This window comes from Sodalis sp. RH16 (assembly GCF_047324245.1).
In the GTDB taxonomy this organism is placed as follows: Bacteria; Pseudomonadota; Gammaproteobacteria; order Enterobacterales; family Enterobacteriaceae; genus Acerihabitans; species Acerihabitans ligni.
On sequence record NZ_CP178737.1, the window covers coordinates 5,626,912 to 5,644,269 of the forward strand.

Genomic DNA, 17,358 nt, shown 5'->3' on the forward strand with positions numbered 1-17,358 from the left:
TGGAATTCTTCCTGGAGTGAGTAGTGAGATAGCTCATAAATCATTAATTGCTCCATTATCGAATAAGCGGTGGCTATTATTCCCTCTCGAAACCAATTACTCTTGATGTAAAAATGCACTTTAATAATTATTTCCATAAATCCATTTTTTTCCGTTTATGCACCATCAGGGTTTTATTTATATAAAGTTAAGAAACACCTTATTTACTTAGCATTGCCAGCCATGAGATTATATGTTTCAGCCAATGATTTTCTCGACAAAATTGGTTTTGTTACAGTCAGTTTATCCACAATTCTCTATTTATCATGGAAAAGGATCTTCACAACATGAATAATAATACAATCAGCTTAACAGAAACTTCCTCCTATCAGCACAATAATGAGCCGGTAAATCATGAAACCCAAAGCCCGCTAGCTTCCATGGCTAATGCCGCAAATATCGTACTTGAAGGACCAGGCTCAACGGCAGGGCAACCGTTTGATTCTCCTTCGGCCGCCCTTAATCTTCACCAGGCAGGGTCGCCTGGCAGTAGCCATCAAGACACCGACGGTCAAACGGTCCTCATTGACGAAGAGTCCCGAAAGTTGGAAAACAAGGCCAGACAATGCGTGCTGGAAGCAATCAAAGCACAAAAAACGCAGCAGCAGCTTATCGCTCAGGCAGCTTTCCGGGCACGGGAAAAACGCGCATCGAGGCACCTGACCGGTGAAACGCCGAAACCGGCTCAAAGGCTCAGCTTTATATCGGTGGACCAACGTGGCGACGCCTTGCTGCCGGGAAACGTTAAAGCTCCCGGTCTTTCAGATGAACAGAGCGCCTTTGCAAGCTCTGACGCCACACTCCGCACGCAAGCCCATGATGACGTTCAGGAGGATCACGCTGCCTCTCATGTCACCCTGCGAAAACAAAAGCCGGTTCCCCGGCCACGTTTATCAATTCCGGCGCCACTGCCATCGAGACTCTCCCCGCAGCCACAGCGACTCCATAAAATTTCGCGGAGTTCATTGCCAAAATCTGTAAGCTTGAAAACGGAATCTGAACTGGACAAAACGTCGCTAACGACTCACCAGCCCCCATCATTTCAGTCAACCTTTTCACAGAGAGTTATGCCGGAAAATCTCGAAGAGTTGAAAAAGGCTTTTATCTCCACACTCGGCATGAGAGAAAAGGAAGTTAAAGATTTTAATGACTTAAGAATTAACTATAAAGATAATTTAGATTTACTATTGCAAGAAAAGCATGATGCCTTGAGAAAAATGATTGAAATTCTGAAAAGAGGGAAAATTTATAAAAATGAATCCGTCATACTAAATTCCCTGATACGCATTCGTCTTGCTGCTAAAGATCTGAGCGGATTTTACGAAGCCATTGCGAACGATGCTGAAGTCCTTATGGCGTTTGACGGTTGGCCCGAATCTATAGATAAAGACCCTATGTGGTTACAGCTTTTCAAATAGATATGATTTCCAGAAAAAACAGGTCTATTGCATAATTTGAGATACGAAGATTTTTTTTCTGAATACTGCGCTGAAACAGTAACCCAGCGCCATGTTATAGACCAGGACTCTCCTGGGCTGACACACATATTTGATTTCAATGGGCAGCCTTTATGACGTGCCCGCATCGGGTTTACAATACCCATTGTCTAGCCTGGCATCCCTTGGGGGGTCCAGGCCACTTCCTGGCCGGTCATCCGCTAACAGTGCCAAAATCAACCAAACAGCCGACCTGGGGGAATGCCAATATTGCAGACGGCATAAGAATCTTTGGGTTATTTGTACGCAAAACTTGACCGCTGTTCTTGCTGAAATTTTCGAAAGCAGATTAAATGTTTTTATTCAGTTGGTTAGACCAAATAAGCGGCACAATTTTTTTTAATAGCGGCTTTATTTCATATGTGCTGATTTCACTAAAAAATAAATTTCATAAGTTCATTTCACTTATGAAATTTGGGTTAAAGTCAAATTTCACCCATACTTCACATAAATATTATTGAATATCTGCTGACTAACACGCAAACTGATGCCGTTATATTTTTTAACAGAAACAAAATCTTTAAAAATATAATAACCATTTCAACTTGAAACTGTGTTAACGGTTTCCATTGGAACAACTATCCTCAGGAATAAAAAATTGAACAGATCGACTTATATAATCCCATTGGCTATTATTATTCTCTCGTCTGCAGGCTGTTCATATTTAAGCGGAACTCCAGGTAGCAATCCTTCCAGCACTTCACCAAGAATTGTTACGGCCAGCGGACAAAAGCAGCTCTGGAATGATGCGGGTTTATTTGGCGCCGTACCTCAAAACTTGCAGGAGCAAGGTGATAACACCTGCGCCCGGGATGGCAATGGGAAAGCCATTGGCTATCACCCGCATCCAAAAAAATACGATGGTTCCTATTATCCCGGCCCGGGATACCTATGCTCAATGATGTAGAAAGCAACTTTAGCCATGAGAGTAATAACTCCTGCAAGCTTTGCACATAATCAATAATCTTATAAAAGGCCGTCAGGCCTTTTATTTCAGACCGCAGGCAAACATACTCGGAATCATTAAGCTCAAAAGGCCCCCTTGCCCTTACCCGATCCCTTTCCACCAAGCCCACTAGAATCAAATATTTCGGTAAGGCCGGCATATGGTTTACCATGTATCGGACATAGCTTTGGAGAGCGATGAGATACCATGGCGGACACAAAAAGACAGCCGACCTTTCTGGTGCATGATTACGAGACCTTCGGCAAGCATCCGGCGCTGGACCGCCCGGCCCAGTTTGCCGGCATCCGGGCCGATTCGGAATTTGCCCCGCTGGGGGAGCCGCAGGTCTTTTACTGCCGTCCGGCGGACGACTACCTGCCCGACCCGGAAGCGGTGCTGATCACCGGCATTACGCCTCAACAGGCCGCCCGCGAGGGAGTGAACGAGGCGGAGTTCGCCCGGCGTATCCATGCTATGTTCAGCGTGCCGGATACCTGCATCCTCGGTTACAACAATATCCGCTTCGATGACGAAGTGACGCGCAATATTTTTTACCGCAACTTCTATGATCCCTATGCCTACAGCTGGCAGCAGGGCAATTCCCGCTGGGATCTGCTGGATGTAATGCGCGCCTGTTATGCCCTGCGTCCGGAGGGCATCAACTGGCCGCAAAACGATGACGGCTTGCCCAGTTTTCGTTTGGAACATCTGACGCGGGCCAACGGCGTGGAACATACCCATGCCCATGACGCCATGGCGGATGTCCATGCCACCCTGGCCATGGCCAGGCTGGCCCGCCAGGCGCAGCCGAAGCTGTTCGATTATCTCTATCGTCACCGCGGCAAGCAGTCCCTGAAGGCGTTGATTGACATCGCCGCCATGAAACCCCTGGTGCATGTATCGGGCATGTTCGGCGCCGGACGCGGCAATACCGCCTGGATAGCGCCGCTGGCCTGGCACCCGGATAACCAGAACGCATTGATTGTCTGCGATCTGGCCGGCGACATGTCGGTTTTGCTGGACCTGGATGCGGACCGGCTGCGGACCCTGCTCTATACCCGCCGGGATCAACTGGGGGAGCAATCGCCGGTGCCCATCAAGCTGGTGCATATCAACAAGTGCCCGGTGCTGGCCCCCGCCAATACCCTGCGGCCGGAGGACGCACAGCGGCTGGGTATCGACAGGCAGCGCTGCCTGGATAACCTGCTCATTTTACGCCAGCATGCCGAAGTGCGGGAAAAGGTTTTAGCGATATTTAGCGAGGCGGAACCTTTTGTCCCTTCGCAGGATGTGGATGCCCAGCTGTATAACGGCTTTTTCAGCGACGCCGACCGGACGGCGATGGGGATTATCCTGGAAACCGATCCGGTCAATCTGCCGGCGCTGGATATCAGCTTTGTCGACGGCCGGCTGGAAGAGCTGCTATTTCGCTATCGGGCGCGAAATTTTCCCCATACCCTGGATGACGGCGAACAGCAGCGCTGGCTGGCCTATCGCAAAAATGTGTTCAGTGCGGAAAAATTACAAACCTACGTCGCGACCCTGGAACGGCTTTATGCGGAACACCAGGACAATGAAAACCACCTTCGGCTGTTAAAGGCGCTGTTTGACTATCTGCAGCAGCTTTAAGTTACCGCAGCTTCAAGCGTTTTTCAGCATCCAGCCGATTTCGGTCTGCGTCACCATACGTTCGAAATGCCGCAGCTCCGCCTGTTTGCAGGTATGGAAAACATGGCAAAAATGCTCGCCCAATCGATGCGTTAACGCCTGATTGCCGGCAAAAAGCCGCAGTGCCTCGCATTGCCGGATGGGCAGCGTCGCCCCCTGCAGCTCCTCGCCGTTGCCGGTGACCTCCTGTGGCAGCGGCAACGGATGCTCCAAACCATGAGCTATGCCGGCCAGCGCCGCGGCCAGGGCCAGGTAGGGATTGGCATCAGCCCCCGGAACCCGGTATTCCACCCGGTGATTGGCGCTGTCGCTACAGGGAATGCGCAGCGCCACGGTCCGGTTGTTATAGCCCCAGTTGGCCTGGGTCGGCACATACATGCCCGGCTGGAAACGCCGGAAGGCATTGACATTCGGCGCCAATACCGCCATGGAAGCCGGCAGCAAATCCAGCATTCCGGCCAGGATGCGGCGCATCAGCGGGGAATTCCGGCCGGCGGCATCGGACAGCAGATTTTTGCCTAGGCCGTCCTGCAGGCTGATATGCAGATGCATACCGCTGCCGGCGAAGTCCTCGTAAGGCTTCGCCATAAAGGTGGCGTTCATGCCGTGATTTTCCGCCACCAGCCGCACCAGCCGTTTGAGCTGCAGGGCGTGATCGCAGGCCTTCATGAGATTATCCCCATGCAGCAGATTGATTTCGAACTGGCCGGGGGAAGATTCGGCTACCGCGCCGTTGAGAGGCAATTTCTGTAAACCGGCCAAACGGTGGATATCGTCCAGCACGGCGGCAAAGTTATCCAGATTTTCCAATGAATAGATTTGGGGCTGGGTATGGCGTTCATGGGTGCCAGGCGCACAGGGCGGCTGCAGCATGCCGGAGGAATCCCGGTCCTGATCCACCAGGTAAAACTCCATTTCCACCGCCACCACCGGGAAAATATCCTGCTGCTTTAGGACATGCCAAACCTGATTCAACACGTTGCGCGGTTCAACAGCAAACGGCGACCCGTCCTCATCCAGCATGGTCAGCATAAGCTGGGCAATATGGAAGGGATCGGCGGCGGAAGGCATTAATGTACCGGCCACCGGCATGCACAGATGATCCGGCTCGCCTTTTTCCTGTCCGAGTCCCGCTTCCTCCACCGTATGGCCGTAGAGGTTGATGGCAAAAACCGATGAGGGGAAATAACAGCCGTTTTCAATTTTCGCCAGGCTGGCGACGGGAAGACGTTTACCGCGGAAAAAACCATTCAGATCGGTGAGAAGAATATCGACATGCTGCGTATGGGGATAGCGTTCCAGGTAAGCATGGACTTCCCGCTGGAACGCGCTGGTTCGACTCTCATCGTATCGCGCTGCACGGCGAACGGCCGTACAAGGCTCGGCTTCCTTGAGATTATGCATAGACCACCCGCATGAATATGCTGCTGATGAGATTATGGCTGACGCCAAATCCGAGAGCGCACACTACGCCCACTATAAAAAACATAGCGGCAATCGCCGGTATTGGCAAATACGTCCCCGGCTAGGATAACCGGATCGGCATCAGCGCGGGATCCGGATACTGATATTCAAAGCCTAGCTCACGGCAGATACGGTTACCGTCGACGATTTTACCGGTTTCCTTGTCGTCGCCGGGCAAAAATTCCGGCGGCTTGGTGCCCAATTCACGCGCCCGCGCCGGATAGTAGTCCCGTTTCGCCGGATGCCCCGGGGCGCAGATATTATACAAATGTCCGCCCTTGGGCAGTTTAAGCAACAATTCGATAGCGCTTATCACATCGGATTGATGCACCAGATTCACCCCATGGGAACCGCCGGGTAAATGGGTTTTGCCCGCCAAAAACCGGCCGGGATGGCGGCTCGGTCCCACCAGCCCCGCCAGGCGCAGGATATCCACCGAGGTATTGGGCAGGCGATGCAGCCACTGCTCCAGTTCCCTCAGACAAATCGCCGTGGGGGTCACCGGCTCCAGCGGGCTGTTCTCCCGCAGGGTGCCGACGGTATCGCCGTATACCGACGTGGAGCTGGTAAAAATAATCCGCGGCACGCCGAAGGACAGCGCGCTGTCCACCACCTGCCGGACCGCCAGGAAATAGTCCTCCGGCCGCTGCGCGGTATGGCCCGCCGGCAGGGTCACGATAAGCGCTTCAACCTGGAGCAGAGCGGCCATATCATCCGGCTCGGCCTGGATCTCCGGCGTCAGCAGCAGCGGATAACACTCCACGCCGCACATCCGGGCCGCATCAACCCCGTCCGGGGTGGTTTTCGTTCCGGTGACGCCATAGCCTTTGGCCAGTAATGACAGGGCCAGGGGCATTCCCAGCCACCCTAAACCCACAATCGCAATTTTTTTCATAATCCCTCATCCGCAAGGCTCCGCTCTCACAGGATCGATAGCCTCGCTGCTAAACGTCAAGCCAATCGGCAAAAAAATGTTGCACTCGGCGGCAAATATCGTTAGGTTAACTATAAATGTAATACACCGTTTCATCAGCTTATTGCGAGAATATTTATGTACTGCGTTCAGTTTAGCCACCATCACCACCATCACCCTGACTAGTCTTTCAGGCGTTTGGTGCTGGAAGACAAAAATCTTCCAGTGGCGCAGAACGTAAGAGAGCCCTCGGAAGATTTCTTCCGAGGGTTTTTTTTTGGCTCGATAATTTCAAATCTTAGGTTAGAGGACTTTATTTTGGACAAATCACGTTTACGGATAGCGATGCAAAAATCAGGCAGGCTCAGCACGGACTCGCAGAAACTGCTTGAGCACTGCGGCATTAAAATCAATCTCCAGCAGCAGCGTTTGCTGGCTTTTGCGGAAAACATGCCCATCGACATCATGCGCGTCCGTGACGACGATATCCCCGGATTGGTGATGGACGGCGTGGTGGATTTGGGTATTATCGGTGAAAATGTCCTGGAAGAAGAGCTGCTCAATCGCCGCGCCCAGGGTGAAGACCCCCGGTATTTTATCCTGCGCCGCCTGGATTTCGGCGCCTGCCGGCTATCGCTGGCGCTGCCTCTGGATGAGCCCTTCACCGGACCGCAGTGCCTGCAAGGCAAACGCATCGCCACCTCCTATCCGCACCTGCTCAAACAATATCTCGATAAACTGGGTATCAACTTCAAATCCTGCCTGCTGAACGGCTCGGTGGAAGTGGCCCCCCGCGCCGGCCTGGCGGACGCCATCTGCGATCTGGTTTCCACCGGCGCCACCCTCGAGGCCAACGGTTTACGGGAAGTAGAGGTGATTTACCGCTCCAAGGCCTGCCTCATCCAAAGCGACGTTGAGCTGCCGCCGGCCAAGCAGGCGCTGATCGACAAACTGATGATCCGCATCCAGGGGGTCATCCAGGCCCGGGAATCGAAATACATCATGCTGCATGCCCCCACCGAACGTCTTGACGATATCGTGGCCCTGCTGCCGGGCGCCGAACGCCCCACCATCCTGCCGCTGGCCGGCGATAAACAGCGGGTGGCCATGCATATGGTCAGCAGCGAAACCCTGTTCTGGGAAACGATGGAAAATCTCAAAGCCCTCGGTGCCAGCTCCATTCTGGTACTGCCCATTGAAAAAATGATGGAGTAGCCTGATGACCCCCTCCCCTTTTTCAACGCCGATTCGCTGGGACGCGTGCTCGCCGACGCAGCGGACGGCTCTGCTGGCCCGCCCCGCCGTGGCGGCCTCGGGCAGGATTGGCGACGCGGTGCGCGACATTATCGCCCAGGTCCGCCAGGGCGGCGATGACGCCATTAAAACCCTTAACCAGCGCTTCGACCACACCGCCACCGAACAATTGCGGGTCAGCGCTGAGGCTATCGAACAGGCGGCGGAACGCCTGGCGCCGGAGGTAAAACAGGCCATGGCGACGGCGGTAAAAAATATCGACTGTTTCCATCGCGCCCAGCAGCTGCCGACGGTGGATGTGGAAACCCAGCCCGGCGTGCGCTGCCGCCAGCTGACCCGCCCGGTGGCCTCGGCGGGTCTCTATATTCCCGGCGGCTCGGCGCCGCTGCCTTCCACGGTATTGATGCTGGCGACCCCGGCGCGCATCGCCGGCTGCGCCAAGGTGATCCTCTGCTCGCCGCCCCCCATCGCTGATGAAATACTCTATGCGGCGCGGCTGTGCGGCGTACAGGAGGTCTATCAGGTGGGTGGGGCGCAGGCCATCGCCGCCATGGCCTTCGGCAGCGAATCCATACCCAAGGTGGATAAAATCTTCGGTCCCGGCAACGCCTATGTCACCGAGGCCAAACGCCAGATAAGCCAGCTCCCCGGCGGCGCGGCCATCGACATGCCCGCCGGCCCCTCCGAGGTGCTGGTGATAGCCGATAGCCATGCCACTCCGGCGTTTATCGCCGCCGACTTACTGTCCCAGGCGGAACACGGTCCGGATTCCCAGGTCATCCTGCTCACCCCCGATCCGGCCATCGCCGATGCGGTGGCCCGGGAAACCGACGCGCAGCTCGCTCGGCTCTCCCGTGGCGATATCGCCCGCCGGGCGCTTAAGAGCAGCCGTTTGATTATTGCCCGCGACCTGGCGCAATGCATCGAGATCAGCAATGAATACGGACCCGAGCACCTGATTATCCAGACCCGCGATGCGGAACAGTGGGTGCCGGCCATCATCAATGCCGGGTCGGTATTTCTCGGCGACTGGTCGCCGGAGTCGGCTGGGGATTATGCTTCCGGCACCAACCACGTGCTGCCTACCTATGGCTACACCACCACCTATTCAAGCCTCGGACTGGCGGACTTTCAAAAGCGGATGACCGTCCAGCATCTCACGCCGCAAGGGTTGCTGGGATTGGCTCCCACCATTGAAATCCTGGCCGCGGCGGAACAGCTCACCGCCCATAAATACGCCGTCACCGTGCGTGTCGCCGCACTCAACGCATTACAGGAGCAACCATGACTATCAGCCACCTGGCGCGCGCCAACGTATTGGCGCTGGAGCCCTATCAATCGGCGCGACGCCTCGGGGGTAGCGGTGATGTCTGGCTCAACGCCAACGAATATCCCCTGCCGCCGTCCTTTAAACCGCGCTACGGCAATTTGAACCGCTATCCGGCCTGCCAGCCCGAACAGGTGATTAACGGTTATGCCGCCTATGCCGGCGTAAGGCCCGACGGCGTGCTGGTCTGCCGCGGCGCCGATGAAGGCATAGAGCTGCTGATTCGTGCCTTTTGCGAACCGGGCCGGGATGCTGTCCTGTTTTGTCCGCCCACTTACGGCATGTATGCCGTCAGCGCCGAGACCTTCGGCGTGGCGCGCCGTACCGTCCCGGCCCTTCCTGACTGGCAGTTGGACCTGCCCGCCATCGAAGCACAGCTGGACGGCGTCAAGCTGGTATACGTTTGCAGCCCTAATAATCCCACCGGCAACATTATCCAGCCCGAAGAACTCAAAGCGCTGCTGGAGATGACCCGCGGCCGGGCGCTGGTGGTGGCGGACGAAGCCTATATCGAATTCTGCCCCCGGGCGACCCTGGCCGGCTGGCTGGCGCACTACCCGCACCTGGTTATCCTGCGCACCCTGTCGAAAGCCTTCGCCCTGGCGGGGTTGCGCTGCGGTTTCGTACTGGCCGGCGCCGAGGTGATCCAGCTTTTGTTAAAGGTGATTGCGCCCTATCCCTTGTCGCTGCCGGTGGCGGATATCGCCGAACAGGCCTTAAGCGCCGAGGGCGTGGCGCTGATGCGCGAACGGGTGGCCCAAATCACCGCCACCCGGCAATGGCTGGCGAATGAACTGCAAGAGTGCGATGCGGTGCTGGAGGTCTATCCCAGCGAAAGCAACTATTTGCTGGTGCGTTTCGCTCCCGGCAGCCCGGCGTTTAAAAGCCTCTGGGATCAAGGCATTATCCTGCGTAATCAAAGCAAACAGCCGGGCCTGACCGATTGCCTGCGCATCACCATCGGCACCCGGGAAGAGTGCCGGCGGGTGGTGGCCGCGCTTCGTGAACTGCCGGTAACCGCAACCCGCCGCCAGGAGGCATTGTGAAGCAGAAACTACTGTTTATCGATCGCGACGGCACGCTTATCACCGAACCGGAAGATTTCCAGGTCGACCGGCTGGACAAGCTGGCGCTGGAGCCGGGGGTCATCACCGCCCTGCTGGCGCTGCAAAAAGCCGGCTTTAGCCTGATTATGATCACCAATCAGGACGGACTGGGAACCGCCAGCTTCCCGCAGCCGGATTTCGATGCGCCCCATAAAATGATGATGCAGATCTTCGCTTCCCAAGGCATCCGGTTCGACAAGGTATTAATCTGTCCCCATCTGCCGTCCGACGGCTGCGAATGCCGCAAACCCGGCACCGGCATGGTACAGGTCTATATGGAAAACGGCCTGATGGATACCGCCAACAGTTATGTGATAGGAGATCGGGAAACCGATATGCAGTTGGCGAACAATATGGGCATCAAGGGGCTGCGCTACCAGCCCGAAGCCCTGGATTGGCCGGCGATAGCCGGGCAACTGACCCGCCGCGACCGCTACGCCCGCGTTAACCGCGTCACCCGTGAAACCGCCATCGATGTCCAGGTCTGGCTCGACCGGGAAGGGGACAGCAGCATCAATACCGGCGTCGGCTTTTTTGATCATATGCTGGATCAGATAGCCACCCACGGCGGCTTTCGTATGCACATCGACGTCAAGGGGGATTTGTATATTGACGACCACCATACGGTGGAGGATACCGCCCTGGCGCTGGGCGAAGCCATTAACCAGGCCCTGGGGGACAAGCGCGGCATCGGCCGTTTCGGTTTTATGCTGCCCATGGACGAATGCCTGGCGCGCTGCGCGCTGGATATTTCCGGCCGCCCGCACCTGGAATACAAGGCGGAATATAGCTATCAGCGGGTGGGCGATCTCAGCACCGAAATGGTGGAACATTTTTTCCGCTCCCTGTCGTACGCCATGGCCTGCACCCTGCATCTGAAAACCAAGGGTAAAAACGATCACCACCGGGTGGAAAGCTTGTTTAAAGTGTTCGGACGTACCCTGCGCCAGGCAATCCGGGTGGAAGGCAACACCCTGCCCAGCTCGAAAGGAGTGCTCTGATGAACGTCGTGATCCTGGACACCGGCTGCGCCAATCTCTTTTCCGTCACCGCCGCCGTGCGCCGCCTCGGCTATCAACCGACGGTCAGCCGCGAAACCGATACCGTCCTGCGGGCGGATAAACTCTTCCTGCCCGGCGTGGGCACCGCCCGCGCGGCGATGGAACAACTGCGGGAACGCGGCCTGATTGACCTGGTGAAATCCTGCACCCAGCCGGTATTGGGCATTTGTCTGGGTATGCAATTGTTGGGCAGCGCGAGCGAGGAAAACGGCGGCATCCGCACCCTGGACATCATCGATACCCCGGTGGTCAAAATGACCGATTTCGGCCTGCCGCTGCCGCACATGGGCTGGAACCAGGTACAGGCCCGCAGCGACAGCCGTTTGTTCCGCGGCATCGATGACGGCAGCTATTTCTATTTTGTCCACAGCTATGCCATGCCGCTCTGTGCCGCCACCCTGGCCCAATGCAATTACGGCGAGCCGTTCAGCGCGGCGGTGGAGCAGGAAAATTTCTTCGGCGTGCAGTTCCACCCCGAGCGCTCCGGCGCCGCCGGCGCCCGTTTACTGAAAAACTTTCTGGAGATGTAACCGGTGATTATTCCCGCTTTGGATTTAATTGATGGCCAGGTGGTGCGGCTGCATCAGGGCGACTACGGACAAAGCCGGCGGTATGGCAACGATCCCCTGCCCCGCCTGCAGAATTACGTTCGGCAAGGAGCACAGCTCCTGCACCTGGTGGATCTTACCGGCGCCAAAGACCCGGCCGCGCGCCAAATTCCCCTGCTGAAGACGCTGCTGGCCGGCGTAACGCCGGCGCCGGTGCAGATAGGCGGCGGCATCCGCACCCTATCGGATGTGGAGGCACTACTGGAGGCCGGCGCCACCCGGGTGGTGGTGGGATCTACGGCGGTGAAACAGCCGCGGGAGGTACAGGGATGGTTTGAACGTTTCGGTCCGGATGCGCTGGTGCTGGCCCTGGATGTCCGCATCGACGACCAGGGACAGCGCCGGGTGGCGGTGAGCGGCTGGCAGCAGGATTCGGGCATGACGCTGGAGGAAGCCATCGGCCAGTATCAAGCCTACGGTCTCAAACACGTATTGTGCACGGACATTTCCCGCGACGGTACCCTGCAAGGCTCTAACGTCGCTTTGTACCGGGATCTTTGCCGCGCCTACCCCGCCATCGCTTTTCAGGCTTCCGGCGGTATCGGCGGCCTGGAAGATATCAAACAGCTGCGCACCAGCGGCGTTCAAGGGGTGATCGTGGGCCGCGCCCTGCTGGAAGGCAAATTCACCCTTGAGGAGGCCATCGCATGCTGGCAAAACGTATAATTCCCTGCCTGGACGTCCGGAACGGACAAGTGGTGAAAGGCGTACAGTTCCGCAACCATGAAATCATCGGCGACATCGTGCCCCTGGCCCGGCGTTACGCCGAGGAAGGCGCCGACGAACTGGTGTTCTACGACATCACCGCCTCGTCGGACGACCGGGTAGTTGATCAGAGCTGGGTGGAACGCGTGGCCGAAGTGATAGATATTCCTTTCTGCGTGGCGGGAGGCATCAAGACCCTCGAACAAGCCGGCCGCATACTGTCGTTCGGCGCCGACAAAATTTCCATTAATTCGCCGGCGCTGGCGGACCCGACCCTCATCACCCGCCTGGCGGATCGCTTCGGCGTACAGTGTATCGTCGTGGGCATCGATACCTGGTTCGACGCCGGCAGCGGTACCTATCAGGTCAATCAATATACCGGCGACGAAACCCGCACACGCGTGACCCAATGGCTGACCCCTGACTGGGTAACGGAAGTCCAGCGGCGCGGCGCCGGTGAAATTGTCCTGAACATGATGAACCAGGACGGCGTCCGCAACGGCTACGACCTGAAACAGCTCAAGCTTATCCGCGAACTGTGCCACGTACCTTTAATTGCCTCCGGCGGAGCCGGCACGGCGGAACACTTTCTGGAAGCCTTTCGCGACGCCGAAGTGGACGGCGCGCTGGCGGCCTCGGTATTCCACAAACAAATCATCAATATCAGAGAGTTGAAAGCGTTTCTCGCACAACAGGGAGTAGAGATCAGATTATGTTAACCGAACAACAACGCGCCCGGCTGGATTGGACCAAAACCGGTCAAATGATGCCCGCGATTATCCAGCATGCGGTCTCCGGCGAAGTCCTCATGATGGGCTATATGAATCCGCAAGCGTTGCAGGTCACGCAAGACTCCGGCAAGGTCACCTTCTTTTCCCGCAGCAAGCAGCGGCTGTGGACCAAAGGAGAAAGCTCCGGCGACTTCCTGAACGTCGTCAGCATCCATGCCGACTGTGATAACGACACGCTCTTGATCCTGGCCAATCCCGACGGCCCCACCTGCCATACCGGCGCCGACAGCTGCTTCTCCCCCGCCGCCACCGACTGGGGCTTTTTGTACCAGCTGGAAACCCTGCTGGCGGGCAGAAAAAACGCCGATCCGCAAAGCTCCTATACCGCCCGGCTCTATGCCAGCGGCACCAAGCGCATCGCCCAGAAGGTGGGGGAAGAAGGCGTAGAAACGGCCCTGGCGGCCACGGTCCATGACCGGGAGGAATTAACCAACGAAGCCGCCGACCTGGTCTATCACCTGCTGGTTTTACTGCAGGATCAGGATCTGAATCTCAGCCGGGTGATTGGCCGTTTGCGTGAGCGGCATAACAAGCCATAAAAATCCCGCTGCCGAACCCGTGGTCGGCAGCGATCCTTTGCTCATCTTCCCTTTTCACCGGCGACGGCACTTAAAAGGAAACCTTCCTTGCAGGTTTGTCAGTACCCAACCATCTTTCCCAACCAAACGTTCCCGACCAGGCGTTCCATGGCTAAACGCCCCCTCAATTATTATAAATATATTAGCACCCAATCCTAATATTCGGCTAAGATGGTAATCTTCTAGAAAAACATATTTACACATATTATAAATAAACGAGAATGGTAAACACATCTCATATCAACTGCGTTTTCTTATATACCCAACCTTGAAATCAGGATACGTTCTTAGAGGCCGCTACGAGCTCTTTACGAACACTTTTCGTTATAAATATTTAGAGAGGAATTAAATGAATACGACATTGCAGCCATACCTACAGCCTGAGTTGGCTAATTTGTCAAAAACTATGTCATTAGCCTCGAAGGGCAATAATCTTGCCAATTATACTGCACAACTAGACTTAATAACCAATAGGGTTTTACCCATGCTGGCTAAGGCTGAAGAGCGCTATGGTAATAACTCAACCAAAAATAATAAATTTAAAGAAAAACCATTATTGCACGATTTAAAAAAGAACAAGAGCGAAAATATCACGGCAGAACATCGCAATGCGTATATTCATCGAAAACAAGCAATACTCAATTGCCTGCCTCAGATGGGAAAAGCAAATGGTGTTATTGCAAATAATCGTGTGTTTGACAATAAACGTTTATATGAAGCAAGGATTAACAGCAGCGACATTAACGCACAAAATCAACATGGAATAACACGTTTGATGGTGGCTTCAGCCACCACGTACAGCCTAGAGTATGTTATAAATTTATTAAATAATGGCACAAAAATAGACCTGCAAGATCAAGAAGGAAACACGGCATTGATCTGGGCCATTAAGAGCCTTGCATTGGTTAGCCAGCAATATAGAGAAAAACTACGCTATCTAAAAAAATGGAAAAGCGCGTCAGAACTATGGATTAACGGCGCTATGTCAACGGATCGCGCCCGCGAGAATCCATCAGAACGCAGAGAAAAAAAATTAAAATCGGCAAGGGATAAAACATTCGAAGAGGTGAAAATAAACATCGATCTCTTTCCCACGCAACGCAAAGATAAAGCAATATTACAGATAATCCACACCTTGATTGGCCACGGCGCCAGTGTCACCCTAACAGGCACCGGCGGCTTTAGTGCAGTGATGCTCGCGGTGATAAGCAATGAATTAACACTCTTGGAAAAGCTGCTAAAAAACAAAGCCAATGCTGACCTGCAAAATAACGCGGGTGAAACGGCTCTTCATCTGGCGGTAAAATACAATACCTGCTGGAGAATAGTTGAATTGCTTTTGCTTTACGCCACTGATATCAATAAAAAAGATAAGAAGGGTCAAACGCCGTTTATGCTGGCGGTACAGCGAGGGAAATGGGATATCATCGCTATCATGCTGGCCAAAGGCGTTGATTTAACAGATACCGATACTCTGGGCTGGACGGTTTTGATGCACGCCGTCAATTGCGGTGAGCTAAAAATGGTCGACTATTTGTTGAAAAGAGGCGCTGACGTCAATTTTGTGAATGCCGATAATATAACAGCACTCCACATTGCTGAGGAAAATAAAGATAACAACATCACTGAATTGCTGAACACACACCTATCTGACTTATCATCTCGAACACCACAGCAGGCAACGCTGACGACGCAAAGCATTCTGCCAACGCTTACTCCCGCAAAGGATTCAGATGATAATAAAAGAAGAAAACGGGCAGAGAATCATATAGCGCAGACGTTTCAACATAACGTCACGCGTAAAAAAAAGCATAACGCAAATAAAAGGCACGCCCCTGAAGAGAAAAAAAGTAATTCCCCTGAAAGTATTGTTTGGCAGGATATTATCAAAAACCATATTAGAAAACTTACCGCCAGCAATAATAAAGTTAAAAATCCTTTCATTGACCAGACACGTCAGGCATGCCTGCAAACGGTAAATGGCGCAAAAAACATCGCGGTAAGCGCTATAGAATTGGAAAAAAACTACATCAATTTTTGTGCTGAAATTGGTAATAGCAGCAATGCCCAAAACCATGATGGCATAAGCGATTTAATGATGCAGGCAGCCACCAGCTACTCTAATGCTGGCTTTGTTAATCCTATGATAAGAAATGATGGCGCCGACGTAAACCTTCGGGATAAGGAAAACAATACCGCATTAATGTGGGCCGTTAAATCGTTTCTTGAGATGAATGAAGAAAAAGAAAGAAATAAACATCAGCTGCAAAAATTGACGTTGGGAAAAGTCAATCATAAAGATTATTATCTCCGCTTTCGTCCAGAAGAAGAACAGCCACAAGAATTGCGTTGCGATGACATCATTTGTGACGAAACCGCCTGTGAAGAGGATATTTTCGACGTTGCCAAGCCTAAAAGATTATTTGGCAAAGCCAAAATAGCAGCGGATAATGCCCTATTAAATATCATTGATAAAAATTTTAAATTAGATAATTTACATTGTACCGACATGTCATGTGAGGAGAGCTATATGGCTGTGCTCAATAGCGATACGTCCGAATACCGCAGCACTCCATGTGACGAAACGGGTCCAAGCGACGACCCGCTGCATGAGATTAATTGCCATCTTGTTGTTAAAAAAGAAATCATAAGCAGCCTGCTAGACAACGGCGCGGACAGCGATTTAACGGGCACAGAGGGTTTTAGTCCACTGATGATGACCGTTATTAAAAACGATTTATCAACGTTTATGCAGCTGATCGCAAGGGGCGCCAATAGCGAGCTAACCAATAACAAAGGGGAAACAGCGTTACACCTGGCCATCAAATACTCTACCAACCAGAACATCATCAACTTGCTTATAGTCTTAACTAAAAATATAAATGTTAAAGATAGCAACAATCAAACCCCCTTTATGATTGCCTCCTTTCGCGGGAAACTGGATGTCATGGAATTACTGATACAAAAAGGCACCGATATCAATCAAGCGGATCATCAAGGCTGGACGGCGTTAATGCATGGGGTAAATTGCAACAACGAAAAGATCGTGAAATATCTCATTGATAAAGGAGCCGAAGTTAACTTACCTACCTCATGTTCGAAAAGCGCTCTTATGATTGCATTGGAAAAAAGAAACAAAAATATGGCACAATTACTTTTCGTCGCCGGGGCGAACATAAAGGCGGAGGAAAGAGACTATTTTGAGTCTTTAACGATAAAAAGTATTCATAAAGGGAATGCTGCTTTAGATTTAGAGACATCGAAAGAAAACAAAGATCAATCTACCGGTCAAACATTCACTGCAGACCACAATCAAACCATGACTGACTAAAAAACGATTTCCCAAGGTGATCTTAGACGTGAACAAGCGACGCTAGGACAACTTTTTTGCACCCCACATCC

At 53.5% G+C, this 17,358-nt stretch carries 14 protein-coding genes and 1 other annotated feature; of the genes, 12 read left to right on the forward strand and 2 right to left on the reverse strand.

Going from position 1 to position 17,358, the window contains the following annotated elements; translation table 11 throughout:
- The first annotated feature begins 326 nt into the window (after positions 1–326).
- The 3 genes from ACL2XJ_RS25815 to sbcB all read left to right on the forward strand — a co-directional run bounded on the left by ACL2XJ_RS25815 (position 327) and on the right by sbcB (position 4,110).
- Entirely contained in the window at positions 327–1,457 is a 1,131-nt protein-coding gene (locus ACL2XJ_RS25815; RefSeq protein WP_413725003.1) for a hypothetical protein, read from the forward strand.
- A 676-nt stretch (positions 1,458–2,133) separates the two neighbouring features.
- Entirely contained in the window at positions 2,134–2,442 is a 309-nt protein-coding gene (locus ACL2XJ_RS25820; RefSeq protein WP_413725004.1) for a hypothetical protein, read from the forward strand.
- Positions 2,443–2,688: 246 nt separating this feature from the next.
- Entirely contained in the window at positions 2,689–4,110 is a 1,422-nt protein-coding gene (gene sbcB, locus ACL2XJ_RS25825; RefSeq protein WP_413725005.1) for an exodeoxyribonuclease I, read from the forward strand.
- A gap of 12 nt (positions 4,111–4,122) precedes the next feature.
- On the opposite strand, the gene ACL2XJ_RS25830 is transcribed toward sbcB, so the two are convergent.
- Positions 4,123–5,553 (reverse strand): glutamine synthetase family protein, encoded by a 1,431-nt coding sequence (locus tag ACL2XJ_RS25830; protein WP_413725006.1) that lies wholly within the window; start codon positions 5,551–5,553, stop codon positions 4,123–4,125.
- Positions 5,554–5,674: 121 nt separating this feature from the next.
- Positions 5,675–6,508 (reverse strand): SDR family oxidoreductase, encoded by an 834-nt coding sequence (locus ACL2XJ_RS25835; protein WP_203523367.1) that lies wholly within the window; start codon positions 6,506–6,508, stop codon positions 5,675–5,677.
- A gap of 179 nt (positions 6,509–6,687) precedes the next feature.
- Positions 6,688–6,805: a sequence feature (His leader region), on the forward strand.
- A gap of 36 nt (positions 6,806–6,841) precedes the next feature.
- On the opposite strand from ACL2XJ_RS25835, the gene hisG reads away from it, so the two are divergent.
- From hisG to ACL2XJ_RS25880, 9 genes are all read left to right on the forward strand, one after another.
- Positions 6,842–7,741 carry an ATP phosphoribosyltransferase gene (hisG, locus tag ACL2XJ_RS25840; RefSeq protein ID WP_132927558.1) on the forward strand — a complete coding sequence of 300 codons (900 nt, stop codon included), beginning with the start codon at positions 6,842–6,844 and terminating at the stop codon, positions 7,739–7,741.
- 4 nt (positions 7,742–7,745) lie between these two features.
- Positions 7,746–9,068, forward strand: coding sequence for a histidinol dehydrogenase (gene hisD, locus ACL2XJ_RS25845; protein ID WP_413725007.1), 1,323 nt, complete (start codon positions 7,746–7,748; stop codon positions 9,066–9,068).
- Complete coding sequence (hisC, locus tag ACL2XJ_RS25850) at positions 9,065–10,153, forward strand: histidinol-phosphate transaminase (RefSeq protein WP_413725008.1); 1,089 nt, start codon at positions 9,065–9,067, stop codon at positions 10,151–10,153. Before hisD ends, hisC begins: the two co-directional genes overlap by 4 nt.
- Positions 10,150–11,214: a bifunctional histidinol-phosphatase/imidazoleglycerol-phosphate dehydratase HisB gene (hisB, locus tag ACL2XJ_RS25855; RefSeq protein WP_413725009.1), complete on the forward strand. Its 1,065-nt coding sequence runs from the start codon at positions 10,150–10,152 to the stop codon at positions 11,212–11,214. The genes hisC and hisB overlap by 4 nt, the downstream gene beginning before the upstream one ends.
- Complete coding sequence (gene hisH / locus ACL2XJ_RS25860; protein WP_132927550.1) at positions 11,214–11,804, forward strand: imidazole glycerol phosphate synthase subunit HisH; 591 nt, start codon at positions 11,214–11,216, stop codon at positions 11,802–11,804. The genes hisB and hisH overlap by 1 nt, the downstream gene beginning before the upstream one ends.
- A 3-nt stretch (positions 11,805–11,807) precedes the next feature.
- Complete coding sequence (gene hisA, locus ACL2XJ_RS25865; protein WP_413725010.1) at positions 11,808–12,548, forward strand: 1-(5-phosphoribosyl)-5-[(5-phosphoribosylamino)methylideneamino]imidazole-4-carboxamide isomerase; 741 nt, start codon at positions 11,808–11,810, stop codon at positions 12,546–12,548.
- Positions 12,530–13,306 carry an imidazole glycerol phosphate synthase subunit HisF gene (gene hisF, locus ACL2XJ_RS25870; RefSeq protein ID WP_413725011.1) on the forward strand — a complete coding sequence of 259 codons (777 nt, stop codon included), beginning with the start codon at positions 12,530–12,532 and terminating at the stop codon, positions 13,304–13,306. Before hisA ends, hisF begins: the two co-directional genes overlap by 19 nt.
- Positions 13,300–13,917, forward strand: coding sequence for a bifunctional phosphoribosyl-AMP cyclohydrolase/phosphoribosyl-ATP diphosphatase HisIE (gene hisIE, locus ACL2XJ_RS25875; RefSeq protein ID WP_413725012.1), 618 nt, complete (start codon positions 13,300–13,302; stop codon positions 13,915–13,917). The genes hisF and hisIE overlap by 7 nt, the downstream gene beginning before the upstream one ends.
- A 388-nt stretch (positions 13,918–14,305) precedes the next feature.
- On the forward strand, positions 14,306–17,287 hold the full coding sequence (locus tag ACL2XJ_RS25880) for an ankyrin repeat domain-containing protein (protein ID WP_413725013.1): 2,982 nt from the start codon (positions 14,306–14,308) through the stop codon (positions 17,285–17,287).
- The last annotated feature ends 71 nt before the right edge of the window (positions 17,288–17,358 follow it).

Bases quoted from the DNA above. Each gene is read 5' to 3' on its own strand.
- ACL2XJ_RS25815 (WP_413725003.1), top strand. From the start codon at position 327: ATGAATAATAATACAATCAGCTTAACAGAAACTTCCTCCTATCAGCAC.
- sbcB (WP_413725005.1), top strand. From the start codon at position 2,689: ATGGCGGACACAAAAAGACAGCCGACCTTTCTGGTGCATGATTACGAG.
- ACL2XJ_RS25830 (WP_413725006.1), bottom strand. From the start codon at position 5,553: ATGCATAATCTCAAGGAAGCCGAGCCTTGTACGGCCGTTCGCCGTGCA.
- ACL2XJ_RS25835 (WP_203523367.1), bottom strand. From the start codon at position 6,508: ATGAAAAAAATTGCGATTGTGGGTTTAGGGTGGCTGGGAATGCCCCTG.
- hisD (WP_413725007.1), top strand. From the start codon at position 7,746: ATGACCCCCTCCCCTTTTTCAACGCCGATTCGCTGGGACGCGTGCTCG.
- hisC (WP_413725008.1), top strand. From the start codon at position 9,065: ATGACTATCAGCCACCTGGCGCGCGCCAACGTATTGGCGCTGGAGCCC.
- hisH (WP_132927550.1), top strand. From the start codon at position 11,214: ATGAACGTCGTGATCCTGGACACCGGCTGCGCCAATCTCTTTTCCGTC.
- hisF (WP_413725011.1), top strand. From the start codon at position 12,530: ATGCTGGCAAAACGTATAATTCCCTGCCTGGACGTCCGGAACGGACAA.
- hisIE (WP_413725012.1), top strand. From the start codon at position 13,300: ATGTTAACCGAACAACAACGCGCCCGGCTGGATTGGACCAAAACCGGT.
- ACL2XJ_RS25880 (WP_413725013.1), top strand. From the start codon at position 14,306: ATGAATACGACATTGCAGCCATACCTACAGCCTGAGTTGGCTAATTTG.